23 protein-coding genes are annotated in these 24,238 nt (G+C 75.6%); 5 read left to right on the top strand and 18 right to left on the bottom strand.

Annotated features, from left to right (window positions below; translation table 11 throughout):
• Positions 1-23 precede the first annotated feature (23 nt).
• From ACI79X_RS13335 to ACI79X_RS13275, 13 genes are all read right to left on the bottom strand, one after another.
• A complete protein-coding gene (locus ACI79X_RS13335) occupies positions 24-938 on the bottom strand; it encodes an alpha/beta fold hydrolase (RefSeq protein WP_457025886.1) in 915 nt (304 codons plus the stop codon).
• A 45-nt stretch (positions 939-983) separates the two neighbouring features.
• Positions 984-1,262 (bottom strand): hypothetical protein, encoded by a 279-nt coding sequence (locus ACI79X_RS13330; protein WP_457025885.1) that lies wholly within the window; start codon positions 1,260-1,262, stop codon positions 984-986.
• An 87-nt stretch (positions 1,263-1,349) separates the two neighbouring features.
• Positions 1,350-1,769, bottom strand: coding sequence for a universal stress protein (locus ACI79X_RS13325; RefSeq protein ID WP_457025884.1), 420 nt, complete (start codon positions 1,767-1,769; stop codon positions 1,350-1,352).
• Positions 1,766-3,331: a tripartite tricarboxylate transporter permease gene (locus ACI79X_RS13320; RefSeq protein WP_457025883.1), complete on the bottom strand. Its 1,566-nt coding sequence runs from the start codon at positions 3,329-3,331 to the stop codon at positions 1,766-1,768. Before ACI79X_RS13320 ends, ACI79X_RS13325 begins: the two co-directional genes overlap by 4 nt.
• Positions 3,331-3,915: a tripartite tricarboxylate transporter TctB family protein gene (locus tag ACI79X_RS13315; protein ID WP_457025882.1), complete on the bottom strand. Its 585-nt coding sequence runs from the start codon at positions 3,913-3,915 to the stop codon at positions 3,331-3,333. The genes ACI79X_RS13320 and ACI79X_RS13315 overlap by 1 nt, the downstream gene beginning before the upstream one ends.
• Positions 3,912-4,907, bottom strand: coding sequence for a Bug family tripartite tricarboxylate transporter substrate binding protein (locus ACI79X_RS13310; protein ID WP_457025881.1), 996 nt, complete (start codon positions 4,905-4,907; stop codon positions 3,912-3,914). The genes ACI79X_RS13315 and ACI79X_RS13310 overlap by 4 nt, the downstream gene beginning before the upstream one ends.
• A 42-nt stretch (positions 4,908-4,949) precedes the next feature.
• Positions 4,950-5,570, bottom strand: coding sequence for a potassium-transporting ATPase subunit KdpC (gene kdpC, locus ACI79X_RS13305; protein WP_457025880.1), 621 nt, complete (start codon positions 5,568-5,570; stop codon positions 4,950-4,952).
• Positions 5,570-7,654 carry a potassium-transporting ATPase subunit KdpB gene (gene kdpB / locus ACI79X_RS13300; protein WP_457025879.1) on the bottom strand — a complete coding sequence of 695 codons (2,085 nt, stop codon included), beginning with the start codon at positions 7,652-7,654 and terminating at the stop codon, positions 5,570-5,572. Before kdpB ends, kdpC begins: the two co-directional genes overlap by 1 nt.
• Positions 7,651-9,327 (bottom strand): potassium-transporting ATPase subunit KdpA, encoded by a 1,677-nt coding sequence (gene kdpA / locus ACI79X_RS13295; protein WP_457025878.1) that lies wholly within the window; start codon positions 9,325-9,327, stop codon positions 7,651-7,653. The genes kdpB and kdpA overlap by 4 nt, the downstream gene beginning before the upstream one ends.
• Positions 9,327-9,425 carry a K(+)-transporting ATPase subunit F gene (gene kdpF / locus ACI79X_RS13290; protein ID WP_457025877.1) on the bottom strand — a complete coding sequence of 33 codons (99 nt, stop codon included), beginning with the start codon at positions 9,423-9,425 and terminating at the stop codon, positions 9,327-9,329. The genes kdpA and kdpF overlap by 1 nt, the downstream gene beginning before the upstream one ends.
• Positions 9,422-9,556 carry a hypothetical protein gene (locus tag ACI79X_RS13285; RefSeq protein WP_457025876.1) on the bottom strand — a complete coding sequence of 45 codons (135 nt, stop codon included), beginning with the start codon at positions 9,554-9,556 and terminating at the stop codon, positions 9,422-9,424. Before ACI79X_RS13285 ends, kdpF begins: the two co-directional genes overlap by 4 nt.
• A 111-nt stretch (positions 9,557-9,667) precedes the next feature.
• Positions 9,668-10,090 carry a VOC family protein gene (locus tag ACI79X_RS13280; RefSeq protein WP_457025875.1) on the bottom strand — a complete coding sequence of 141 codons (423 nt, stop codon included), beginning with the start codon at positions 10,088-10,090 and terminating at the stop codon, positions 9,668-9,670.
• Positions 10,091-10,100: 10 nt separating this feature from the next.
• Positions 10,101-10,547 carry a helix-turn-helix domain-containing protein gene (locus ACI79X_RS13275; RefSeq protein WP_457025874.1) on the bottom strand — a complete coding sequence of 149 codons (447 nt, stop codon included), beginning with the start codon at positions 10,545-10,547 and terminating at the stop codon, positions 10,101-10,103.
• 74 nt (positions 10,548-10,621) lie between these two features.
• On the opposite strand from ACI79X_RS13275, the gene ACI79X_RS13270 reads away from it, so the two are divergent.
• Both ACI79X_RS13270 and ACI79X_RS13265 read left to right on the top strand, forming a co-directional pair.
• Positions 10,622-13,117 (top strand): ATP-binding protein, encoded by a 2,496-nt coding sequence (locus ACI79X_RS13270; protein WP_457025873.1) that lies wholly within the window; start codon positions 10,622-10,624, stop codon positions 13,115-13,117.
• Positions 13,114-13,788 carry a response regulator gene (locus ACI79X_RS13265; protein ID WP_457025872.1) on the top strand — a complete coding sequence of 225 codons (675 nt, stop codon included), beginning with the start codon at positions 13,114-13,116 and terminating at the stop codon, positions 13,786-13,788. The genes ACI79X_RS13270 and ACI79X_RS13265 overlap by 4 nt, the downstream gene beginning before the upstream one ends.
• Here ACI79X_RS13265 and ACI79X_RS13260 read toward each other — a convergent pair.
• Entirely contained in the window at positions 13,778-14,032 is a 255-nt protein-coding gene (locus ACI79X_RS13260) for a hypothetical protein (RefSeq protein WP_457025871.1), read from the bottom strand. The genes ACI79X_RS13265 and ACI79X_RS13260 overlap by 11 nt on opposite strands.
• Before the next feature lie 160 nt (positions 14,033-14,192).
• On the opposite strand from ACI79X_RS13260, the gene ACI79X_RS13255 reads away from it, so the two are divergent.
• Both ACI79X_RS13255 and ACI79X_RS13250 read left to right on the top strand, forming a co-directional pair.
• A complete protein-coding gene (locus tag ACI79X_RS13255; protein ID WP_457025870.1) occupies positions 14,193-16,349 on the top strand; it encodes a DUF222 domain-containing protein in 2,157 nt (718 codons plus the stop codon).
• A 68-nt stretch (positions 16,350-16,417) separates the two neighbouring features.
• A complete protein-coding gene (locus ACI79X_RS13250; RefSeq protein WP_457025869.1) occupies positions 16,418-17,044 on the top strand; it encodes a copper resistance CopC family protein in 627 nt (208 codons plus the stop codon).
• A gap of 12 nt (positions 17,045-17,056) precedes the next feature.
• Here the strand turns inward: ACI79X_RS13250 and ACI79X_RS13245 are convergent, their stop codons facing one another.
• The 3 genes from ACI79X_RS13245 to ACI79X_RS13235 form a co-directional block, all read right to left on the bottom strand.
• Positions 17,057-17,860, bottom strand: coding sequence for an MBL fold metallo-hydrolase (locus tag ACI79X_RS13245; RefSeq protein ID WP_457025868.1), 804 nt, complete (start codon positions 17,858-17,860; stop codon positions 17,057-17,059).
• Positions 17,861-17,874: 14 nt separating this feature from the next.
• Complete coding sequence (uvrA, locus tag ACI79X_RS13240) at positions 17,875-20,772, bottom strand: excinuclease ABC subunit UvrA (protein WP_457025867.1); 2,898 nt, start codon at positions 20,770-20,772, stop codon at positions 17,875-17,877.
• Positions 20,773-20,910: 138 nt separating this feature from the next.
• Positions 20,911-22,341, bottom strand: a complete 1,431-nt coding sequence (locus ACI79X_RS13235) for an amidase (RefSeq protein WP_457025866.1) — start codon at positions 22,339-22,341, stop codon at positions 20,911-20,913.
• A 47-nt stretch (positions 22,342-22,388) separates the two neighbouring features.
• On the opposite strand from ACI79X_RS13235, the gene ACI79X_RS13230 reads away from it, so the two are divergent.
• On the top strand, positions 22,389-23,045 hold the full coding sequence (locus tag ACI79X_RS13230; RefSeq protein ID WP_457025865.1) for an MBL fold metallo-hydrolase: 657 nt from the start codon (positions 22,389-22,391) through the stop codon (positions 23,043-23,045).
• A 91-nt stretch (positions 23,046-23,136) separates the two neighbouring features.
• On the opposite strand, the gene ACI79X_RS13225 is transcribed toward ACI79X_RS13230, so the two are convergent.
• Positions 23,137-24,165 (bottom strand): TerD family protein, encoded by a 1,029-nt coding sequence (locus ACI79X_RS13225; RefSeq protein WP_457025864.1) that lies wholly within the window; start codon positions 24,163-24,165, stop codon positions 23,137-23,139.
• Between the last annotated feature and the right edge of the window lie 73 nt (positions 24,166-24,238).

Here is a 24,238-nt window from a genome sequence, read left to right as displayed (position 1 = left end):
CGGTGTGATTCGGCTCCTCCCGCTCAGGACACGCGGGCCTCGAGCCAGGCGAGCAGGTCGGCGGTCACCTCGTCGCGGTTGGTCTCGTTGAACACCTCGTGCCGGGCGTCGGGGTAGACGCGCAGGTCCACGGGCAGCCCGCGGTCGCGCAGCAGGCCGGCGAGCGCGACCACCTGGGCGGCGTCCTCGCCGCCCACCGGGTCGCGCTGCCCGGCCAGCAGCAGCACCGGCAGGCCGGCGGGCAGCTCGGCCACGGCCTCCTCGCTCGCCGCCCGGGCGGCCAGGGCGAACATCGCGGCGCCGTAGGCGTACGTGGGCGGCACGTCGTCGCCGCACAGCGGGTCGGCGAGGTAGGCGTCCACCTCGGCCGGGTCGCGGGTGAGCCAGTCGTAGGGGGTGCGGGCGGGCTCGAACGGCGCGTTGAAGGCGCCGAGGGCGTCCATCGGCTGCTCCCCCATCCCGGCGGCGACGGCGGCCTCGAGCTGCTCGGCCGCCGCGGCGAGGTGCGGTGCGACGCCGATCGGGCCACTGAGCACCAGGCCGTCGAGCTCCTCCTGCTCGCCGTCCTGCTCGGCCGAGGCCAGCGCCACGACCGACCCCAGCGAGTGGCCGAGCAGGAACCGCGGGACGCCCGGGTGGTCGGCGGCCAGCCGGCGGCCGAGGTCGCGGACGTCGTCGAGGACGGCGGCGCTGGTGGCCCCGGGCCCGAAGCCGCCCTTCCCGGTGGAGGCGGCGGTGAGCCCGTGGCCGCGCTGGTCGAGCGCGCCGACGGCGATGCCCCGGGCGGTGAGGGCGGCGGCGAGGCGCTCGTAGCGGCCGGCGTGCTCGGACAGGCCGTGGACGACCTGCAGCACGGCGCGGACCTCGCCGTCGGGGGTCCAGCGGCGCTCGGCGAGCCGGACGCCGTCGGCCGCCTCGACGTGGGTGGGTGCGGTCACGCACCGCACCCTGCCGCCCGGGCGGGCCGGGCGCCAGGGGACGGGTCAGCCGACGGGGCGTGACCGGTGCAGCGCGGGCAGGCGCACGGCGGCGACGGCGCGCTGTCCGAGGCGGACGACCCGTGCGGTGAGCGCGACCGCCGCCATCGCCCCGACACCGCCGGCCAGGACGGCCACCACGCCGGGCACCGCCCCGCCGGTGACGGCGAGGGCGCCGAGGGTCACCAGGCCGACGAGGACGAGCGTGGACGTCAGGCCGTGCCCGGACCGTGGCTGGCCGCAGTGCGCGAGGTCGGGGTCGCAGTCGGGCGTGAGCGCGCTCATGGGCGTCTCCCTCGTCGAGGCACCGCCACGCCGGACCGACGGCGTGACGTCCGTCACACGGACGATACGGCGCGGGGCCGGTTCCGCTCAAGTGGTGGTCGCGGGCGGGCCCTTCACGGCGAGGACCGGGCAGTCGACGGTGAGCAGGATCCGCTGCGCGGCGCTGCCCATGAGCAGCTTCCCGACGGCGCTGCGCCGGCGCAGCCCGATGACCAGCACCTCCGCGGCGGTCTCGGCGACGGCGTCGGCGAGCTCCTCGGCGACGTCGCGGCCGATCGGCTGGCGCAGCTCGAACGGGACGCCGGAGACGGTGAGCTCGTCGTGCAGCCGGCGCAGTGGGTCGCCCTGCAGGTACTCCTCGTCGACGAGGGCGTCGCCGCGGCTGCTGTTGACCACCACCAGCCGCGCGCCGCGCCGCTCCGCCTCGGCGAGGGCGTGGTCGAGCGCGGCCCGCCCGCGCGGGGTGGGGACGTGGCCCACCACGACCACCGGCTGCTGCTGGGTCACCGTTCCTCCTCACCGGGGCCCGCGCCGACGCTCTCGCGGTGACGCAGGCCCTCCCCCGCCTGGACCTCCTCCGGGGTGGCCCGCCGGCCGCGCACCGCCCGCAGCACGATCGGCACGACGAGGGCCACCAGCGACAGGCCGAGCACGATGCGGCTGAACCAGGTGTCGAGCAGCACGCCCAGGTCGCCGCTGCTGATGGCCAGCGCGCGCCGCAGGTTCGTCTCGGCGACCGGGCCGAGGATCAGCCCGACGATCGCCGGCGCGACCGGCCACCCGTAGCGGCGCATGGCGAAGCCGAGCAGGCCGAGCACCAGCAGCAGCACCAGGTCGAGCGGGTCGGCGTTGACCGCGTAGCAGCCGAGCGAGGCGAACAGCAGGATCCCGGCGTAGAGGTAGGGCCGCGGGACGCGCAGCAGCTGCACCCACACCCGCGCGAGCGGCAGGTTGAGCACCAGCAGCATGAGGTTGCCGACGAGCAGCGCGGCGATGAGCGTCCAGACGAGGGTGGACTCGGTGGACAGCAGCGTGGGCCCCGGCTGGATGCCGTAGCTCTGGAACGCGACCAGGATGATCGCCGCGGTGGCCGAGGTGGGCAGGCCGAGGGTGAGCAGCGGCACCAGCACGCCCGCGGCCGCGGCGTTGTTGGCCGCCTCCGGCCCGGCGACGCCCTCGATGGCGCCGCGGCCGAACTCCTCGGGGTGCTTGGTGAGCTTCCGCTCGGTGGCGTAGGAGAGGAACGTCGGGATCTCGGCGCCGCCGGCGGGCAGCGCGCCCAGCGGGAAGCCCAGCGCCGTGCCGCGCAGCCACGGGCCCACCGAGCGGCGCAGGTCGCGGCGGGTGAACCACGGCCCGGAGGCGGCCATCACCTGCACCGGCCCGCGGCGCAGCCGGGACGCCACGTACAGCGCCTCCCCCACGGCGAACAGCGCGACGGCGACCACGACGACGTCGATGCCGTCTGCGAGTTGCGGGATGCCGAGGGTGAACCGCTCCTGCCCGGTGAGCACGTCGGTGCCGACGAGGCCGAGGTACAGGCCGACGCCGAGGGAGGCCAGCCCGCGCAGCGGCGAGGAGCCGAGCACGGTGGCCACCGCGACGAAGGCCAGCACGGTGAGGGCGAAGTAGTCGGCGGCGGTGATGCCGATGACCAGGTCGACGACGGTCGGCGCGACGAGGGCCAGCAGCAGCGTGGCGATCGTGCCGGCGACGAACGAGCCGAGTGCGGCGGTGGCCAGCGCCGCGGCCCCGCGGCCGGACTTGGCCATCGCGTTGCCCTCGAGCGCGGTCATGATCGAGCTGGACTCGCCGGGGGTGTTGAGCAGGATCGACGTCGTCGACCCGCCGTACATGCCGCCGTAGTAGATGCCGGCGAACAGGATGAGCGCCGCCGTCGGCTCGAGCGCGTAGGTGATCGGCAGCAGCAGCGCGACGGTCATGGCCGGGCCGATGCCGGGGAGCACGCCGACCGCCGTCCCGAGCACCACGCCCAGGAGGGCGAAGAGCAGGTTGACCGGGGCGAGGGCGTCGGCGAGACCGCCGGCCAGGTCGCCGAGGGCCCCCATCAGAACCAGTCCGTCGCGAGCTCGAGGAGGATCCCGCCGGGGAGCGCGACGTCGAGCGCCTTGACGAACACGAGCCAGACGACGACCGACAGCACCCCGCCGGTGAGCAGCGGCCGGACGACGCCGCGGGCACCGAGCGCCCAGGCCACCAGCGCGAACATCAGCGTCACCGCGAGCGGCCAGCCGATGACGTTGATGAGCAGCGCGTGGGCGAGGAAGGCGACGGCGACGACGCCGACGTTCGCCCACGACGTCGGGGCGTCGGGGTCGACGTCCTCGCTCTCGTCGGAGGGCCCGCGGTCGCCGCGCAGGACCCGGAACCCGAGGGCCAGCGCGGTGGCCAGCACGACGCAGCCGACCAGGTAGGGGAAGAAGCGCGGGCCGATGGTGTTCGCCGAGCCCGGGACGGCGATGTTCGCGGCGTCGAGCAGCAGGTAGAGACCCAGGGCGCCGAGCAGCACCACCATGGCCAGCTCGCCGCGGCTGATCCCGGTGCGCGGGCGCGGCGGGTGCCGGTGCTCGGCCGCGGCGTGCGAGCCGGTGGCGTCGGTGGTCGAGACGTCCGGGTCGGGCGACACACTCACCGGACCAGCCCGATCTCGCGCAGGATCGCCAGCACCCGCTGCTCCTCCTCGGCGAGGAACTCGCCGTACTCGTCGCCGGTCAGCAGCAGGTCCTCCCAGCCGTTGTCCTCCAGCGCCTGCGCCCACTCCTCGGTGTCGTGGGTGTCCTGGACGAGGGCGATGAGGTCCTCGCGGGCGCCCGCGGACATGCCGGGCCGGGCCATGAGGCCGCGCCAGTTGTCGACCTCGACGTCGAAGCCGGACTCGACCAGCGTGGGGACGTCGGGCACCTGCTGGGAGCGCTCGGCCGTCGACACCGCGAGGCCGACCAGGTCGCCGTTGCGCACCTGCTCGCCGTAGTCGGCGGTGCCGGAGATGCCGGCGGCCACCTGCCCGCCGAGGAGGGCGGCCAGCGACTCGCCGCCGCCGGAGTAGGCGATGTAGTTGACCTGGGCGGGGTCGATGCCGGCGGCCCGGGCCAGCAGGCCGGCGAGGATCTGGTCGGTGCCGCCGGCCGAGCCGCCGGCGATCGGGGTGCCGGCCGGGTCGGCCGCCCAGGCCTCCACGAAGCCCTGGATGTCGGTGTAGGGCGCGTCGGGCGGCGCCACGATCAGCTCGGTCTCGCCGATGAGCCGGGCGATCGGCGTGACGTCGGTGAGGCGGGTGGCGGAGTCGTTGGTGTCGACGGCGCCCACCATGACCAGGCCCATCATCATGAGCAGCGCGTCGTCGGTCTCCCGTGACAGCTGCCCGAGGCCGATGGTCCCGCCTGCGCCCTCCACGTTGAACACCTGCACGTTGCGGGCCAGGCCGCTGCTCTGGATGACCCGCTGCAGCACGCGGGCGGTGGTGTCCCAGCCGCCGCCGGGGCTGGCCGGCGCCATGAGCCGCAGCCGGGACAGGTCACCGGGCTGCACCACCGTGCCCGCGCAGCCGCCCAGCGCCCCGGTGGCCGCCGCCAGCGCCGGGGCGGCCACCGCCCCGGCGAGGAACGACCTCCGGCTGAGCGGCACGGCGGCCTCCCCTCGGGGCGGTGGCGTCGGTCACACCGGACGCTAGACCCGGCCGAACTCCCGGTCCAACGCGAGGTTGAGCGCGAGGACGCGCACGTGCGGCGCCCCGATGACGCCCAGGTCGCGGCCGGCGGTGGCGTCGTCGACCAGCGCCCGCACCTCCTCCTCCGGGACGCCGCGCGCCTCGGCGACCCGCCGCACCTGGATCGCGGCGTACTCCGGCGAGATGTCGGGGTCGAGGCCGGAGGCGGAGGCGGTCAGGGCGTCGGGCGGCACGTCGGCCGGGTCGACGCCCTCGAACGCGGCCACCGCGGCGCGCCGCTCCCGCACCTGCGCGACCAGCTCGGGCGCGTTCGGGCCGAGGTTGGACCCGCCGGAGGCGGCGCCGTCGTACCCGGACGCCGAGGGACGGGTCCGGAAGTACTGCGGCAGCGGGTCGCCGTCGGCGTCGGTGGTCGCCTGCCCCACGAGCGCGGAGCCGACGACCTCGCCGTCGACGGTCACGAGCGACCCGCCGGCGCGGCCGGGGGCGACCAGCTGCGCGAGGCCGGTGACGAGCAGGGGGTAGGCCAGGCCGAGGACGACCGTGGCGACGAGCAGGGCACGGACGGCGGCCAGCAGCTGGCGGCCGGAGCGGAGCCGGGAGACGGAGCGGGCGGACATCAGGCGATCCCGGGGAGGAGGGAGACGAGCAGGTCGACGAGCTTGATCCCGGCGAACGGGGCGACCACGCCGCCGACGCCGTAGACCAGCAGGTTGCGGCGCAGGACCGCCTCGGCCGAGGCCGGCCGGTACCGGACGCCGCGCAGCGCCAGCGGCACGAGCGCGACGATGACGAGCGCGTTGAACACGACGGCGGAGAGGATCGCCGACTCCGGCGAGGCCAGCCGCATGACGTTGAGCGCGTCGAGGCCCGGGAAGGTCCCCGCGAACATCGCCGGGATGATCGCGAAGTACTTCGCCAGGTCGTTGGCGATGGAGAACGTGGTCAGCGAGCCGCGGGTGATGAGCAGCTGCTTGCCGATCTCGACGATCTCGACGAGCTTCGTCGGGTCGGAGTCGAGGTCGACCATGTTGCCGGCCTCCTTGGCCGCCGTCGTCCCGGTGTTCATCGCGACGCCGACGTCGGCCTGGGCGAGCGCGGGGGCGTCGTTGGTGCCGTCGCCGGTCATCGCGACCAGCCGGCCGCCCTCCTGCTCCCGCTTGATCAGGGCCAGCTTGTCCTCGGGGGTGGCCTCGGCGAGGACGTCGTCGATGCCGGCCTCCTCGGCGATCGCCCGGGCGGTGCGCTCGTTGTCGCCGGTGACCATCACCGTGCGGATCCCCATCCGGCGCAGCTCGGCGAACCGCTCGCGCATGCCGTCCTTGACGACGTCCTTGAGGTGGATGACGCCGAGCACGCGGGCGCCGCCGGGGCGGTCCTCGGCCAGGACGAGCGGGGTGCCGCCGGAGGCGGAGACGCCGTCGACGACCTCGCCGACCTCGGGCGGCACGACGCCGCCGAGCGCGCGCACCCACCCGGTCACCGCGCCGGCCGCGCCCTTGCGCAGCTGCCGGCCGCCGGGGAGGTCCACGCCGCTCATCCGGGTCTGCGCGGTGAACGGCACGAACACCGCGCCCGGCAGGTCGTCGCGGCCGGGCAGCCCGTACCGGGTCCCTGCCAGGAGGGGCGCCGCCAGGACGACGACGCTGCGGCCCTCGGGGGTCTCGTCGGCCAGCGAGGCGAGCCGGGCGGCGTCGGCCATGTCCTGCTCGGACACCCCGCGCACGGGGACGAACTCCGCCGCCTGCCGGTTGCCGAGCGTGATGGTGCCGGTCTTGTCGAGCAGCAGGGTGTTCACGTCGCCGGCGGCCTCGACCGCGCGCCCGCTCATCGCCAGCACGTTGCGCTGCACCAGCCGGTCCATGCCGGCGATGCCGATGGCCGACAGCAGCGCCCCGATCGTCGTCGGGATCAGGCAGACGACGAGCGCGATGAGCACCGTGACCGACTGCCCGGCGCCGGACCACAGCGCCAGCGGCTGCAGGGTGACGACGGCGAGCAGGAAGGCGATGGTCAGCGCGCTGAGCAGGACGTCGAGCGCGATCTCGTTCGGCGTCCGCTGCCGCTGCGCGCCCTCGACCAGGGCGATCATCCGGTCGACGAAGGTCTCCCCCGGCCGGCTGGTGATCTCCACGACGATCCGGTCCGACAGCACCGTGGTGCCGCCGGTGACCGCCGAGCGGTCGCCGCCGGACTCGCGGATGACCGGCGCGGACTCGCCGGTGATGGCCGACTCGTCGACGCTGGCGATCCCCTCGACGACGTCGCCGTCGCCGGGGACGACCTGCCCCGCGGTGACGACCACGCGCATGCCGGGACGCAGGTCGGCCGCGGCCACCTCCGTGCCGTCGAGCAGGTGCGCGACGGCGGTGGTGCGGGCCCGGCGCAGCGTGGCCGCCTGGGCCTTGCCGCGGCCCTCGGCGACCGCCTCGGCGCCGTTGGCGAACAGCACGGTGAGCCACAGCCACGCGGCGACCAGCCAGCCGAACACCGAGGGGTCGGCGACGGCCAGGACGGTGGAGAACACCGAGCCGACCCACACGACGAACACGACGGGCTGGCGCACGAGGGCCCGCGGGTCCAGCTTGCGCAGCGCCCCGGCCAGGGCGGGTCCCCACGCGATCCGGGAGCGCCGCGGCGGCCGCGGGCCGGGGGGCGAGACCGGCGCGCGGTCCGGTGCGGTGTCCGTGAGTGCGCCGGTCATGACAGTCCTTCTGCGAGGGGCCCCAGGGACAGGGCGGGGAAGTAGGTGAGGCCCACGACCACGAGCACGGTGACGGCGAGCAGGCCGACGAACAGCGGTTTGTGCGTCGGCAGCGTCCCGGCGGTGACCGGGGTGCGGCCCTGGGCGGCGAGCCGGCCGGCCAGCGCGAGGACGAGGAGGATCGGCAGGAAGCGGCCGAACGCCATCGCCAGGCCCAGGGCGGTGTCGTAGAAGGGCGTGTTCGCCGACAGCCCGGCGAACGCCGAGCCGTTGTTGTTGCCGGCCGAGGTGAAGGCGTAGAGGACCTCGGTGAGGCCGTGCGGCCCGGTGTTGAGCATCCCGGCGCGGCCGGCGTCGGCGCCCATGGCGACGGCGGTGCCGACGAGCACGACCGCCGGCGTGACGAGGACGTGGAGCGAGGCGAGGGTCATCTCGCGGCGGCCGAGCTCCTTGCCGAGGTACTCCGGCGTGCGCCCGACCATGAGCCCGGCGACGAACACCGCGACGACGGCGAGCACGAGCATGCCGTAGAGGCCCGAACCGACCCCGCCGGGCGCGATCTCGCCCAGCATCATGTTGAACAGCACCAGCCCGCCGCCGGCCGGCGTGTACGAGTCGTGCATCGAGTTGACCGCGCCGGTGGAGGTCAGCGTGGTGGCCGCGCCGAACAGCGCGGACAGCGGCCCGCCGAAGCGCACCTCCTGCCCCTCGGCGGCGGCACCCGCCAGCTGCAGGGCCGCGCCACCCGCTCGGGCCTGCGCCCAGCTGGTGAGGGCGACCGAGGTGGCGGCGAGCCCGCCCATGACGCCCAGGATCGCGAGCCCCTGCCTGCGGTCGCCGACCATCCGGCCGAAGGTGCGCGGCAGCGCGAAGGGGATCAGCAGGATCAGGAACACCTGGAAGTGGGAGATCCAGGCGCTCGGGCCCTCGAAGGGGTGCGCGGAGTTGGCGTTGTAGAAGCCGCCACCGTTGGTGCCGAGCTCCTTGATGACCTCCTGGGAGGCGACCGGGCCGCCGGGGAGGTACTGGGTCGCGCCGGCGAGCGTCGTCGCCTCGGTGCCCGCCGACAGGTTCTGCACGACCCCGCCGAGCACGAGCACCAGCGCGCCCACCACCGACAGGGGCAGCAGCACGCGGCCGATCGCGCGGGTGATGTCGACCCAGGCGTTGCCGAGCCGGTCGGTGCGGGTGCGGGCGAAGCCGCGGACCAGGGCGACCGCGACGGCGATGCCCACGGCGGCCGACACGAAGTTCTGCACCGCCAGCCCGGCCATCTGGACCAGATGGCCCATGGTCGACTCGCCGGAGTAGCCCTGCCAGTTCGTGTTGGTCACGAAGCTGACCGCGGTGTTCCACGCCGACGACGGCTCGACCGCCGCTCTCCCGTTGTCCAGCGGGAGCAGCGCCTGCAGCCGCTGCAGGCCGTAGAGGAGGAGCACGCCCACGGCGGAGAAGGTCAGCACGCTGCGCGCGTACACGGGCCAGCGCTGCTCGCCGGCGGGGTCCACCCCCACCGCCCGGTACACCAGCCGCTCGGCCCGCCCGTGCGTCTCGCTGGTGAACGCCCGGGCCATCCAGTCGCCCAGGGGCCGGTACGTCACCGCCAGGGCCGCGACCAGCAGCGCCACCTGCAGCCAGCCGGCCGCCGTGTCCCCGAGGAGCGGAGCGCTCATCAGAACCGCTCCGGGAAGAGCAGGGCGGCGAGCAGGTAGAGGACCAGCCCGGCCGCCACGGCCAGGCCGATCCAGACCTCCACCCCGGCCCCGGTCACCTGCGCTCCAGTCCGCGCAGCGTCAGCGCCAGCAGGCCGAAGACGGCCAGTGTCAGCGCGATGTAGAGCACGTCGCCCACGACGTCGATCCCTCGATCCGGTCCGAGCGGACGACCCGTCGTCGTCCGCACCGGGCGGCGACGCTAGGAGCGCGCCGGAGGGGGACCGCCGTTCCTTGACGGCTCCTTGACGGCCGGGCCCGCGGACCTTGACGGGTTCCTGACGGGCCCGGCCGGCGGGCCTCAGGCGCCGGGCGGCGGCGTCATCTGCGCGATGCGCACGGAGTTGCCGAACGGGTCGCGCAGGCCGAAGTCGATGCCGTACGGCTGCACCACCGGCTCCTCGGGCAGGTCGACGCCCCGCTCCTTGAGCGTGGCGTGGGTCTTGTGCGCGTCGTCGGTGGTGAAGAACAGGTGCCCGCCGCCGGCGCCCTTGGTGACCAGGTCGCGCACGGTCTCGGCGATCTCCGGGCTGACCGACGGCGGGGCGGGCAGCTCGAGCAGCACGGCGTGGCCGGGGTCGCTGGGCAGCGCGACGGTGAGGAAGCGCATCGGCCCGAACCGCTGGTCGGTCTGCACCTGGAAGCCGAGCTTGCCGACGTAGAAGTCCAGCGCCTGGTCCTGGTCGAGGACGTAGAGGGAGGTGATCGAGATGGTGTTCAGCATGCGCGAGACGCTAGGGGCGGGCGTCGTCGCCGGGCTTCTCCGGAACTGCTGTCCTCTCGCTCGGCTTCCCGCTCGGGCGCAGCCAGCGCATGCCGAAGCAGCTCGGCACCGGCGCCAGCGGGCCGCGCCGCCGGTACACGCTCGGCGGCTCCCCCACGACCTCCGCGAACACCCGGCTGAACGTGCCGAGGCTGGCGAAGCCGACGGCCATGCAGACGTCGGTGACGCTGCGGTCGGTGGTGCGCAGCAGGAACATCGCCCGCTCGACGCGGCGCCGCTGCAGGTAGCGGTTGGGCGTCTCGCCGAAGGTGGCCTTGAACGTGCGGATGAAGTGCGCCTCGGTCACGTGCGCGATCCGCGCCAGGGTGGGGACGTCGAGCGGTTCGGCGTAGCAGCGGTCCATCTCGTCGCGCGCCCGCAGCATCCGCCGGTTGGAGTCCTCGCTCGCCCGGGTCACGCGGGGCAGCATCCCAGGGTCTTGACGCGTTCCTGACGCCGCGCGGCGCCACCCGGCGCCCGAGGAGGGTGATCATGGGCGGCGTGGGTCGCGGGACGTTGCGGGTCTACCTCGGCGCGGCGCCCGGCGTGGGCAAGACCTTCGCCGTGCTCGGCGAGGCGCACCGCCGGGCCGCGCGCGGTGCCGACGTCGTCGTCGGGCTGGTCGAGACGCACGGCCGGCCGCGCACCGCCGAGCAGCTCGAGGGGCTGGAGGTGCTGCCCCGGCGGCAGGTGGCACACCGCGGCGTCGTGCTCGAGGAGCTCGACGTCGACGCGGTGCTCGCCCGCCGTCCGGGGGTGGTCGTCGTCGACGAGCTGGCGCACACCAACGCGCCCGGCTCGCGGCACGAGAAGCGCTGGCAGGACGTCGAGGAGCTGCTGGCCGCCGGGATCGGCGTGCTGAGCACGGTGAACGTGCAGCACCTGGAGAGCCTCACCGACGTCGTCGCGTCCATCACCGGCGTCGTGCAGCAGGAGACGGTGCCCGACGAGGTGGTGCGCCGGGCCGACCAGGTGGAGCTGGTCGACATGTCCCCGGAGGCGCTGCGGCGGCGCATGGCGCACGGCAACGTCTACCCGGCCGAGCGGGTCGACGCGGCGCTCGGCAACTACTTCCGGGTCGGCAACCTGACGGCGCTGCGGGAGCTCGCGCTGCTCTGGCTGGCTGACCGGGTCGACGAGGGCCTGCGCCGCTACCGCGCCGAGCACGCCATCGACGCCGTGTGGGAGGCCCGCGAGCGGGTCGTCGTCGCGCTCACCGGCGGGCCGGAGAGCGAGACGCTGGTGCGCCGGGCCGCGCGGGTGGCGCGCCGCTCGGGCGGGGAGCTGCTCGCCGTGCACGTCGTCGCCACCGACGGGCTCGCCGGCGCCTCCCCGACGGCGCTGCGCGGGCTGCGGGAGCTCACCGAGAGCCTCGGCGGCAGCTGGCACCAGGTGGTCGGCGACGACGTGGCGGCGGCGCTGCTGGAGTTCGCCCGCGGTGCCGACGCCACGCAGCTCGTCGTCGGCACCTCGCGGCGCTCGCGGTGGGCGCGGGCGCTGCGCCGCGGCATCGGCGGGTCGGTGGTCACCGACGCCGGCGACATCGACGTCCACATCGTCCCCCACGCCGCCGCCGGGTCCCGCGGCTGGCGACTGCCGCCGTTGACCGGGGCGCTCACCGCGCGCCGCCGGTGGCTGGGCGCGGCGCTGGCCCTGCTGGGCGTGCCGGCCCTGACCGCGCTGTGCCTGGCCGCCGGGGCCGCGGTGTCCCTGCCGCTGGTGCTGCTCGCCTTCCTGCTGCTGGTGCTGGCGGTGGCCCTGGTCGGCGGGCTGTGGCCGGCCCTGGCCGCGGCGGTGCTCGGCGGGCTCGCGGAGAACTGGTTCTTCGTCTCCCCCACCGGCCGGCTGACCGTCTCCAGCCCCGACGACGTGCTCGCCCTCGGCGGCGGCCTCGTCGTCGCGGTCGCGGTGGCCACGGTCGTGGACCGCTCCGCGCGGCGGGCGACGGCGGCGGCGCGCTCCCGCGCGGAGACGGCGATGCTCGCGTCGCTGTCGCGGGCGGTGCTGGAGGGCGACGGCGACCTGCCCTCGCTGCTCGAGCGGATCCGCGAGGGCTTCGGGCTGGCGTCGGTGACGATGGTCGAGCGGGGCTCGGTGGTGGGCACCTGCGGCCGGCCGGAGGGGACCGCCGTCGACGAGGTCGCCGTCACCGACGGGCTCGTGCTGCGCTGGTGCGGGCGGGTACTGCCCGCGGCCGACCGGCGGCTGCTGGTCGCCGTCGCCGAGCAGGCGGCGGTGGCGCTGCAGCAGGGCCGGCTCGCCGCGCAGGCGGCCGAGGCCGACCGGCTGGCAGCGGGCGACGGGATGCGCCGGGCGCTGCTCACCGCGGTGAGCCACGACCTGCGGACGCCGCTCGCGGGGATCAAGGCGGCGTCGTCGGCGCTGCGCAGCGGGCTGGCGCTCACCGACGACGACCGCGCGGAGCTGGTGGAGACGGTGGACGAGTCGGCCGACCGGCTGACCGCGCTCGTCGACGACCTGCTCGACATGAGCCGCCTGCAGGCCGGCGTGGTGAGCCCGGCGCTCTCGCCGACCGACCTGCCCGCCGTCGTCGCCCGCGCGCTGGACGAGCTGGAGGACCGGTCTCGGGTGACCTGCGGGTGGCCGGCCGACCTGCCGCCCGCGCTCGCCGACCCCGGGCTGCTCGAGCGGGTGGTGGCCAACCTGGCCGGGAACGCGGTGCGGCACGCCCCGACCGGGCCGGTGACCCTGCGCGCCGACGCGCTCGGCGACCGGGTGGAGCTGCGCGTCGCCGACCGCGGGCCCGGCGTGCCGGCGGCCGACCGGGAGCGGGTGTTCGCGCCGTTCCAGCGACTGGGCGACTCCCCGCGCGGGCAGGGCGTGGGCCTCGGCCTCGCCGTCGCCCGGGGGCTGACCGAGGCGATGGGCGGCACGCTGGTCGCCGAGGACACCCCCGGCGGCGGGCTGACGATGGTGGTGTCGCTGCCGGCGGCTGCCGTCCCCCTGCCGGCGCCGGTCCCCGCGTGAGCCGCGTGCTCGTCGTCGACGACGACCCCCAGCTCGCGCGCGCCCTGCGGATCACCCTGCGCGCGGCCGGCCACGAGGTGGTGCTGGCCTCCGACGGCGCGGCGGCGCTGCGGGAGGCGGCGTCGGTGCACCCCGACGTCGTCGTGCTGGACCTGGGGCTGCCCGACCTCGACGGCACCGAGGTGCTGGCCGGCCTGCGGCCGTGGTTCGCCGGGCCGGTGCTGGTGCTCTCGGCGCGGGCGGACAGCACCGACAAGGTGCGCGCGCTCGACGCCGGCGCCGACGACTACGTGACCAAGCCCTTCGACATGGGCGAGCTGCTGGCCCGGCTGCGGGCGCTGCTGCGGCGCGGGTCCGCGGGGCCTGACGAGCCGGTCGTCGTCACCGACGCCTTCACCGTCGACCTCGCGGCGAAGCAGGTCACGGTGGACGGCGTCCCGGTGCGGCTCACGCCGACGGAGTGGGCGCTGCTGGCCGAGCTGGTGCGCTCACCCGGGCGGCTGGTGGGCCAGCGGCAGCTGCTGCAGTCGGTGTGGGGGCCGGCGTACGAGCGGGAGACGCACTACCTGCGGGTCTACCTCAACCAGCTGCGCCGCAAGCTCGAACCGGACCCGTCGGCGCCGCGCTACCTGCGCACGGAGCCGGGGATGGGGTACCGCTTCACCCCGTGAGGCGGTCGCACTCCGGGCAGCGCTCGGCGGTGTCCGGCGGCCACGGCTCGTCGTGGACGGCGACGATGACGCCGCACAGCGCCACCTCGGGCTCGCCGAGCAGCTCCTCGGAGCTGCGGTGCACCTCGACGGCGTGCAGGGCGTCGGCGGCGGCGTCGGGGTGCATCCGACGCGGCCAGCAGGACCGCGGCCGGCCGCAGACGAGACGGGTACCGGCCGCGATGGCTGTTCGGTCCGGGGTCACGTCCTCAGGGTGCACCGGATCCGTCCGTTCCGCGGCTCCGGTGACGCGACCGTGACGGTCCACCCGGGTGGGTGACCTCCCGCCGCGTCACCTGATCGGGTGACGGTCCACCGCTTCTGACCTGCGGTTCCTGTCGGTGGTGGCCCGTAGGTTGCGGGGTGTGGACGACGTGCTGACCGCCGCGGCGCCCGCGCCGCCGGTCGGGTGGGCGCGGGGTCCGCTGGGGCTGGTGCAGGCCGCCGATCGTGAGGTGTCGCGGCAGTCGGCGCTGCGCTACCGGGCGGTGGCGGCGTTCGCGCTGTCGCGTCCGGCGTCGGCCGATCGGCCGCAGGGCACGCGGGGTGCGATGGCGGCCGAGCGGTGGGCGGTGCGGCCGGAGCTGCTGCGGTCGGTGAGCGAGTGGGCCGCCCAGGAGCTGTGCGTGGCGCTGTCGCTGACCGCGACCGCGGCCGAGGCGCTGCTGGTGCGGTCGCTGACCCTGGTGCACCGGCTGCCGGCCACCCTCGCCGCGCTGGAGACCGGGGCGGTGCACGCCGGTCACGTGAGCGCGCTGGTCGACCACGTCGCCCCGGTCGCCGACGACACCGTGCGGGCCGCGCTGGAGCGGGACCTGCTGGCCTGGGCGTCTCGGCGGGGGACGGTGTGCACGCCGGCGCAGCTGCGGGACAAGGCCCGCCGCGAGGTGCTCGAGCGGAAGGCCCGCTCCGCGGCCGACGACCTGGCGCGGGCGGTCACGCGGCGCGGGCTGTCCTGCCGCCCCGACAGCTGCGACGGGATGGCCGTGGTCACCGCGCTGCTGACCACCCCGGAGGCCGCCGCGCTGATGGCCGCGCTCGGCGCGTACGCCGACGCGCTGCCCGACGACGGGCGCACCCGCGGGCAGAAGATGGCCGACGCGCTGCTCGACCTGGTGCTGCGGCCCGGGCAGAACGGGCTGTCCCCGGTCCAGGTGGTGCTCACCGTCGTGGCGCCGGTCGGGGCGCTGCTCGGTGGGGACCAGCCGTGCGAGATCGACGGCCAGGTCGTCCCCGCCGAAGTGGTGCGCGCCCTGCTCGCCGCCCTCACCGGCGTCCGCGTCACGGTCACCGAGGAGACCGCCGCCGAGGACAGCACGGCATCCGCCGGGGGCACCGCAACCGATGAGGCCGCGACCGACGGCACCGCGACCGGCGAGGCCGCAACCGCCGGCACCGCGACCGCCAGCACCGCCGCCGAGGACGCCGCCCCCTCCGACACCGCGCCTGCCGGCGCCGGGACAACCGGCGCGGACACCAAACGGGACGCCGTCACTCCCGCTGACGACACCGCACCCCAGGAGCCGACGACCGCCGGCACCGGCACTTCCGGCACCGCGATCCCTGGCACCGCCGGCGTCAGCCTCGTCAAGGGCGAGGACCCGCTGCGCGGCCTGAGCGACGCCGCCATCGCCCAGCACGTCACCGAGATGGAGGCCGATGCCGCCTGGTGGGCGCAGATCGAGCGCCGCGTCGCCACCGGTGAGCTCTACGCCGGCCTCGACCCGGCCTTCGACGACGACCCCTGGCCACCGCCCGGCTGGTCACCACCGTGCGGCGACCTCGACCTCGACCTCGGCGACCCGGCCGGTCCCCGGCCCGGCACCCCGCCGGCACCCCAACCCGTGCCCGACGGGTGGTGGGCGCGCGCTGACGACGCGGTGACCGCCGCCGGCACCGCCCTGCTCACCGCCGAGCAGGCGGTCGGCCACGCCCGCCGCCTGGTGGCCACCGCCGAGCGCGCCGACGCGAGCGATGAGGGCGCCTGGGCGGACGGTCCGGCCGGCCGCGTGACCGCGGCGGCCGACGCCCTGGACGCACTGGCAGCGGCCACCGACGACACCCGCCTGGACCTGGCGGACCTCCTCGATCGCACCACGGGCGGCGGGCTCGCCGACCGGCCGCGGATCGCGGTCACCGACGCTCTCACCGGCGCCCTGCTCAGCCTCACCGACCTGCCGGAGCTGCGCCGCACCGCCCGCGCCGGCACCGGCCTCGCCGCACCCGGGGAGACCGACGGCTACCGGCCCGGCGCCGCTCTCGACCGGCACGTCCGCGCCCGCGACCGCCGCTGCCGCCTTCCCAGCTGCCGCCGCCCCGTGCCGAGAAAGGGCGAACTCGACCACGGCACCCCCTGGCCGCTCGGCGCCACCTCCGCCGCCAACCTCACCGGCTTCTGCACCGGCCACCACCGCGGCAAGCACCAGGCCCCCGGCTGGACCCACACGTTGCAGCCCGACGGCACCCTCACCGTCACCACCCCCAGCGGACTCACCGCGAGCACGGATCCGCCGCCCTTCTGAGGCAGCACGGGAACCCCGGGGGCGCCGCGGACGACCAAGGACGTGACGCCTGCAGACCTGGAGATCCCGTGCCACCGCTCGCCGCCCGTCCCGCTCCCGTGCTCCCGCGGCTGGCCGCCGTCCTGCTGCTCGGGCTCGGGCTGCTGCTGCTCGCGCCCGGCACCGCCTCCGCGCACACGGGTCTACGGACCACCGACTCCGCCGCCGACAGCACCGTCAGCACCACGCCGCAGGCGGTCACCCTGACGTTCAACGCGAGCGTCCTCGGCGGCGACGTGACCGTCACCGGGCCCGACGGCTCCCCGGTCGGCACCGGACCGGTCGCCCACGACGGCGCCGTCCTCACCGCACCGGTCACGCTCACCGCGGCCGGGCGGCACACCGTCACCTGGTCGGCCGTGTCCGACGACGGCCACGCCCTCGACGGCACCTTCGCCTTCGAGCACGCGCCACCGGTGGCGGTGACGCCCTCGCCCACCCCGGCGCCGGCCCCGACCGGCACCACGCCGACTCCCGGGAGCGCCGAGCCGAGCGCGGCCACGCCTCCCGCGGAGCGGACGGAGGCGGCCGACCGAGCGGCCGACGAGGCAGCCGAGGACGGCGGCACCCCCGGCTGGCTGCTGCCCGGCGTCGGAGCGGTCGCCGTCGCCGGTGCGGTGGCGGGCGGCGTCGTCATCAGCCGCCGGAGGAGCTGACCGGGCGGGGCGTCAGCCGGCCGGCGTCCACCGCCGCTCGGCGTCGACCCGGCCCTCCGCGAGCAGCGGGAAGTGCGCGCCCACGCCCGCGGTCCGCGGGCCGGCCAACGCCTGCCACAGCCGCTGCCGGGTACGCGCCGCGACGCCGGGGTCGACGTCCCCCATCGAGCGCCACCCCGGCTCGGCGAGCTGCACGGGGCAGGTGATGGCGTCGCCGAGGAGCAGCAGCCGGTCGTCGCCGGCGGTCACCGCGACGGACAGGTGGCCCGGCGTGTGCCCCGGCGTCAGCAGGGCCGAGACACCCGGTGCGACGGCGGCGTCCTCGGACAGCTCACGGAGCCGCGGCGTCCCGGCCCACCGCCGGAAACCGTCGCGGACGTGCCCGGCCATCTCCCCCGGGCCGTCGACGAAGTGCGCCCGGTCGCCGGCGCCGGACCAGATCGTCGCGCCGCCGAAGACCGGCTCGGCGTCGAGCCCGAACAGCCAGCCGACGTGGTCGGCGTGCAGGTGCGTGCACACCACGTCGGTGACGTCGCCGGGCCGCACGCCGAGCGCCCGCAGGCCGGTGAGGAGTTGCCCGCCGGCGAGCAGCATCCGGTCGGGCAGCTGCTGCACCTCCGGCCCGAGCCCGGCGTCGACCAGGACCACCCGGCTCCCGGTGCGCACCACGAAGCAGCCGATCGGCAGCCACGCGGCGCCGTCGCGGTCGAAGACCTCGGGGTGCGCACCGGCCGGCACGTCGGCACCGAAGTAGCTCGGGCGGGCGACGAACGTCCCGTCCGCGACGGCGTCGACCCGCACCTCGCCGATGCGCATCCCCGGGGCTCCGGTCAGCTGGCGCGCTTGCGCGTGGCCCGCTTCTTCGGCCCGGCCGCCGCGGCCTCGATCGCCGCCGCGTCGAGCATCGGCACCAGGTAGCGGCCGGTGTGCGACTCGGGGATCGACGCCACGAACTCCGGCGGCCCCTCGGCCACCACCGTGCCGCCGCGGAACCCGCCCTCGGGACCCATGTCGATCAGCCAGTCGGCGCTCTTGATGACGTCGAGGTTGTGCTCGATGACGATCACCGAGTTGCCCTTGTCGACCAGGCCCTGCAGCACCATCAGCAGCTTGCGGATGTCCTCGAAGTGCAGACCGGTGGTCGGCTCGTCGAGCACGTACACGCTGCGGCCGTTGGACCGCTTCTGCAGCTCGCTGGCGAGCTTCACGCGCTGCGCCTCGCCGCCGGACAGCGTGGTGGCCGGCTGGCCGAGCCGCACGTAGCCCAGGCCGACGTCGGTCAGCGTGCGCAGGTACCGCGCGATCGACGGGATCGCCGCGAAGAAGTCGGCGGCCTCCTCGATCGGCATGTCGAGCACCTCGGCGACCGTCCTGCCCTTGTAGTGCACCTCGAGCGTCTCCCGGTTGAACCGGGCGCCCTTGCACACCTCGCACGGGACGTACACGTCCGGCAGGAAGTTCATCTCGATCTTCAGCGTGCCGTCGCCGGAGCACGCCTCGCAGCGCCCGCCCTTGACGTTGAAGGAGAAGCGGCCCGGCTGGTAGCCGCGGATCTTCGCCTCCGATGTCTGCGCGAACAGCTTGCGGATCTGGTCCCACACGCCGGTGTAGGTGGCCGGGTTCGACCGCGGGGTGCGGCCGATCGGCGACTGGTCGACGTGCACGACCTTGTCGAGGTGCTCGAGCCCGGTGACCGTCCGGTGCCGGCCCGGCACCATCCGCGCCCGGTTCAGCTCGTTGGCCAGCACCGTGTAGAGGATGTCGTTGACCAGGCTGGACTTGCCCGAGCCGGACACCCCGGTGACGGCGACGAGCATGCCCAGCGGGAACGTCACGTCGACGCCCTTGAGGTTGTGCTCGCGGGCGCCCTTGACGACCAGCTCGCGGCCGGGCTGCGGCTGCCGGCGCACCTTCGGGACGGTGATCTCCATCCGGCCCGACAGGTACTGCCCGGTCAGCGACCGCTCGCTGGCCAGCAGCTCGTCGACCGTGCCGCTGACGATCACCTCGCCGCCGTGCTCACCGGCACCGGGGCCGATGTCGACCACCCAGTCGGCGGTCTTGATCGTGTCCTCGTCGTGCTCGACGACGATCAGCGTGTTGCCCATGTCGCGCAGCCGCACGAGCGTCTCGATCAGCCGCGTGTTGTCGCGCTGGTGCAGCCCGATCGACGGCTCGTCGAGGACGTAGAGCACGCCCACCAGGCCCGAGCCGATCTGCGTGGCCAGCCGGATCCGCTGCGCCTCGCCACCGGCGAGCGTCGCCGCCGGCCGGTCGAGGGACAGGTAGTCCAGGCCGACGTCGACCAGGAAGGACAGCCGCGCCTGGATCTCCTTGAGCACGCGGTCGGCGATGGCCCGCTCGCGCTCGCCCAGCTCGAGGGCGCCCAGCCAGTCGGCGGCCTCGCCGATCGACAGGCCGGTGACCTCGGCGATCGAGCGCCCGCTGAGCTTGACGGCGAGGATCTCCGGCTTGAGCCGGGTGCCGTGGCAGACGGGACAGGGCACGTCGCGCATGTAGCCCTCGTACTTGTCCCGCATGTAGTCGCTGTCGGTGTCCTCGTGCCGCCGCTCGAGGAAGGGCAGCACGCCCTCGAACGCCGCGTAGTAGCTGCGCTCGCGGCCGTAGCGGTTCTTGTAGCGCACGTGCACCTGGTCGGGCGCGCCGTGCAGGACGGCCTTGTGCACCTTGGCGGGCAGCTTCTCCCACGGGGTGTCCATGGAGAAGCCCATCTGGTCGGCCAGGCCCGACAGCAGCCGCTGGAAGTACTCGTTGCTCATCGAGCCGGCCCACGGGGCGACGGCGCCCTGCGCCAGGCTCTTCTCCGGGTCGGGCACGACGAGGTCGGGGTCGACCTCCTTGCGGGTGCCGATGCCGGTGCACTCGGGGCAGGCGCCGAACGGCGAGTTGAACGAGAAGCTGCGCGGCTCGAGCGCCTCGAAGGACAGGCCGTCGTCGACGCAGGCGAGGTGCTCGGAGAAGGTGCGCTCGCGCTCCGGGTCGCCCTCGGGGAGGTCGACGAAGTCGAGGACGACGAGGCCGCCGGCCAGGCCCAGCGCGGTCTCCACCGAGTCGGTGAGCCGGCGCTTGGCGCTCTCCTTGACGGTCAGCCGGTCGACGATCACCTCGATCGTGTGCTTCTCCTGCTTCTTGAGCTTCGGCGGCTCGGTCAGCGGGTGCACGGTGCCGTCGACCCGGACGCGGGAGAAGCCCTGGGTCTGCAGGGAGCTGAAGAGGTCGACGTACTCGCCCTTGCGCGCGCGCACGACCGGCGCGAGCACCTGGAAGCGGGTGCCCTCCTCCATGGCGAGCACCTGGTCGACGATCTGCTGCGGCGTCTGCCGGGCGATCGGCTTGCCGCAGTTGGGGCAGTGCGGCTGGCCGGCGCGGGCGTAGAGCAGCCGGAGGTAGTCGTAGACCTCGGTGATCGTGCCGACGGTCGACCGCGGGTTGCGGTTGGTCGACTTCTGGTCGATCGACACCGCGGGCGAGAGGCCCTCGATGAAGTCGACGTCGGGCTTGTCCATCTGGCCGAGGAACTGGCGGGCGTAGGCCGACAGCGACTCGACGTAGCGCCGCTGGCCCTCGGCGAAGATGGTGTCGAAGGCGAGGCTCGACTTGCCCGACCCCGACAGCCCGGTGAAGACGATCAGGGCGTCGCGGGGCAGGTCGAGGTGGACGTCCTTGAGGTTGTGCTCACGGGCGCCGCGGACGACGAGACGGTCCAATGTGATCCCTGTCGGTCAGCCGGGCCGGCCGGTCTCGCCGGGCCCTGCGGGGTGGTGTCGAGATGTCGATACGGGCAACGCCGTGTCCGCCCGTGCGCAATCCGTGACGGTGGCGACGTTGCCGCCGGGAACAGCAGCTCAGACGGGAGCCGGGGACGGTGCTCCGGCGGGGTCGAAGACCGGCGCGTGACGGCGCCAGGGCTGCCGGCGTTCCAGCTCCCCGGCCAGCCAGAGTAGTCGCGTCTCGCTGCCCGGGGGGCCCACGAGCTGGACCGCCAGCGGGTGCCCCTCGGGGCGCGTCCCCGCAGGCAGCACGACCGCCGGGACACCGGCCAGGTTCCACGGCGCGGCCCACGGCGCCCAGCGGGAGTTGGCCGTGACGTTGGCCAGGAACCCGCGCTCGTGCCAGGGCCGGGCGGGCAGCGGCGGGCCGTTGGTGATCGGCGTGAGCAGCACGTCGAGGTCGTCGTCGGCGAAGAACGCCGCCGTCCGCTCGCGGAACCGCTCGGCCGTCCGCGGCCGCACCAGCCCGGCCCGCCGCACCAGCCGGCCCAGCCGGGCGTGCGTGCGGCTGCGCGGCTGCAGGGCCGCGCGGTCGAGGCCCAGGAAGGCGGCGTCGTCCTCTGCGCCGGCCAGCCAGCGGGCGATGCCGCCCAGTGCGGCCCCGGGCGGGATCACCGGGTCCCGCTCGACGACGACGTGGCCGGCGCCGCGCAGCAGCCGGGCCGTCCGCTCGACCGCCGCCCGCGCGGGCCCGTCGGGGCGTGCGCCGGGCACCGGGGAGCGCCGCGCGACGGCGATCCGCAGCGGCCGGCCCGGGTCGGACGGCCCCGTCCAGTCGAGCGCCGAGGTCTCCCCCGCCAGGACGGCCGTGCCCAGCGCGACGTCGTCGACCGTGGTGGCGAGGACCCCGTTGACGGCCATGCCCGACCAGTCGTCGGCGCCGATCCCGCCGGGCAGCACGCCACGGCCGGGCTTGAGCGTCACCAGGCCGCACGCCGCGGCGGGCAGCCGCAGCGAGCCCATGCCGTCGTTGCCGTGCGCCAGCGGGACGACGCCCGCGGCGACCGCGGCGGCGGCGCCCCCGGAGCTGCCGGCCGGCGAGCGGGCGGTGTCCCACGGGTTGCGGGTGACCGTGCCCGGGCCGTCGGTGGCGGCGTAGAGGCACAGCTCGGGGACGCGGGTGATCCCGACGACGACGGCGCCCGCGGCGCGCAGCCGGGCGACGACCTCGTGGTCGGCGGCGGCCGGGCCGGCGGAGGTGGCGGCGCAGCCGTCGGTGGCCACCTCGCCGGCCACCGCGACGTTGTCCTTCACCGCGACCGGGACGCCGGCCAGGGGCAGCGTGCCCCGGCGCGGGTGGGCGTCGACCGCGACCGCCTCGGCGAGCGCCGCCTCCGCGCGGACCACGCGGAACGCGCCGATCCGGGGCTCGGCGTCGGCGAGGTGGACGAGGTGGGCGCGCACCACGTCGACGGCGGACAGCTGCCCGGAGCGCACGCCCGCGGCGAGAACGGAGGCGGGCAGGCCGACGAGCCGGGCGCCGCCCGGAGCTCCGCTAGCGTCCATGGGGCGACCGTATCCGCGGTCGCCGACACTTCTCGAACGGAGGCCCGATGAGCTACACCGGCGACGTCGAGGTGGGCGGCCCGGCCGACGTGCGGGAGCTGCCCGGCCTGACCATCAGCAAGGTCGCGGTCAGCGAGATGGCCAACAACGCCTACCTGCTGCAGGACACCGCCACGGGGCAGGCGCTGCTCGTCGACGCCGCCGCCGAGCCGGAGACGCTGCGCGCGCTGATCGGCGACGCCGACCTGCGCACCGTCGTCACCACCCACGGGCACTGGGACCACCACCGCGCGCTGCCCGACGTCGTCGCCGCCACCAGGGCGACGACGGTGGCGCACGCCGCCGACGCCGGCGACCTGCCGGTGGCCGTCGACCGGACGGTCGCGCACGGCGACACCGTGGCGGTCGGCGAGCAGGTGCTCGAGGTGGTGCACCTGCGCGGGCACACGCCGGGCAGCATCGCGCTCGTCTGGCGCGGCGGGGACGCGGGCACGCACGTGTTCACCGGCGACAGCCTGTTCCCGGGCGGCGTCGGCAACACCCAGCAGGACCCGGAGCGGTTCGCCAGCCTGATCGACGACGTCGAGCAGCGGCTGTTCGCCGTCCTGCCCGACGACACGTGGGTCTACCCCGGCCACGGCAGCGACACGACGCTGGGCGCCGAGCGCCCCTCGCTGCCGGAGTGGCGCGCCCGCGGCTGGTGAACCGGTCGCCCCCGGGATGTTCCTCGTCCTCCGGGGGTCCCGCAGGACCCCCGGAGGACGGGAACGGCCCCAGGAGCGGGGCCTCAGCGGCTCACTTGCGGCCGGGCGTCCAGTCCATGCCCCAGCCGTAGGTGCGGTCGAGCACGTCCTGGCCGCCGTGCACGTAGCGCACCTCGCGGTTGACGACGAGCTCCCCGCCCCGGTTCTCCAGCATCGCGATCGCGCAGATGCGGGCGCGCGGGTCGTGCTCGTCGAGGCGCACCTCGATCTGCGGCCCGTTGGCCGGGAACATCGTGACGACGGCGTCGGCCTGACCCCAGTTCGGCACGCCCTCGTAGATGAGCGCGAACACGAGGATCCGGCGGATCAGCTGCGTGTGCTGCAGGTTGACCAGCAGGTTCTCGCCGCCGCTGTTGGAGCCGGAGCGGTCGTCGCCGTCGAGCCAGACGATCGACTCGCCGTTGCCCATCGTGTGCTGCCCGCGGAAGGCGTTGCCGAGGGCCTGGATGACGCCCTTCGAGCCGTCGGCGTACTCGTAGAGGCAGCCGAGGTCGAGGTCGATCGCCCCGCCGCCGGCCGCCGAGGCGAGCCGCTTGAGGAAGCCGCCGCCCCCGCCGCCGCCCCCGGGCCTGGAGTTCCAGTTGAGGTTGACGCGCAGGATGCCCGTGGTGCCGGCCGTCTTGGTGAGCGAGACCGACGGCGCCGACTTCGTCAGCGACACCTTGTTCATGTTCACCCCGCCCGGCTGGGCCGGGGGCTGCTGGCCCTGCTGCGGGGGCGGGTAGCCCTGCTGCTGCCCGTACGGGTCCTGCGGCGGCGGGTACCCCTGCGGCGGCCCGTAGCCGGGCTGCGGCGGCGGGTAGCCCCCCTGCGGGTGGCCCTGCGGCGGCGGGTAGCCACCGGGCGGCGGCCCGTAGCCGGGCTGCGGCGGTTGGCCGTACGGGGGCTGGCCCTGCGGCGGGTACGGGGGCTGCCCCTGGTACGGCGGCTGGCCCTGCGGCTGACCCCCGTACGGCGGCTGGCCCTGCGGCGGGGGCTGGTGCGGCGGCGGCTGCGGCGGCGCCGGAGGGGTCTCCGGCTGCGGCGGCTGCGCCTTCGGGCGCTTCGTGTAGTCGACCAAGGGAGGCCTCCCCGCAGGTCGCCCGACCGGGCGGACCCGCGCTCTGAGCGGCGGACACGTCCCCTGCGACCCT

The sequence above is a fragment of the Geodermatophilus sp. SYSU D01119 genome, from assembly GCF_054049975.1.
The sequence above is the reverse complement of the archived record's forward strand: the minus strand, read 5'-3'. Positions and strand labels throughout refer to the sequence as shown.

What these genes read in the sequence shown, in the direction of transcription:
- ACI79X_RS13330 (WP_457025885.1), bottom strand. Translation starts at nt 1,262, where the DNA reads ATGAGCGCGCTCACGCCCGACTGCGACCCCGACCTCGCGCACTGCGGC.
- ACI79X_RS13320 (WP_457025883.1), bottom strand. Translation starts at nt 3,331, where the DNA reads ATGGGGGCCCTCGGCGACCTGGCCGGCGGTCTCGCCGACGCCCTCGCC.
- kdpC (WP_457025880.1), bottom strand. Translation starts at nt 5,570, where the DNA reads ATGTCCGCCCGCTCCGTCTCCCGGCTCCGCTCCGGCCGCCAGCTGCTG.
- kdpB (WP_457025879.1), bottom strand. Translation starts at nt 7,654, where the DNA reads ATGACCGGCGCACTCACGGACACCGCACCGGACCGCGCGCCGGTCTCG.
- kdpA (WP_457025878.1), bottom strand. Translation starts at nt 9,327, where the DNA reads ATGAGCGCTCCGCTCCTCGGGGACACGGCGGCCGGCTGGCTGCAGGTG.
- ACI79X_RS13280 (WP_457025875.1), bottom strand. Translation starts at nt 10,090, where the DNA reads ATGCTGAACACCATCTCGATCACCTCCCTCTACGTCCTCGACCAGGAC.
- ACI79X_RS13270 (WP_457025873.1), top strand. Translation starts at nt 10,622, where the DNA reads ATGGGCGGCGTGGGTCGCGGGACGTTGCGGGTCTACCTCGGCGCGGCG.
- ACI79X_RS13245 (WP_457025868.1), bottom strand. Translation starts at nt 17,860, where the DNA reads ATGCGCATCGGCGAGGTGCGGGTCGACGCCGTCGCGGACGGGACGTTC.
- ACI79X_RS13235 (WP_457025866.1), bottom strand. Translation starts at nt 22,341, where the DNA reads ATGGACGCTAGCGGAGCTCCGGGCGGCGCCCGGCTCGTCGGCCTGCCC.
- ACI79X_RS13230 (WP_457025865.1), top strand. Translation starts at nt 22,389, where the DNA reads ATGAGCTACACCGGCGACGTCGAGGTGGGCGGCCCGGCCGACGTGCGG.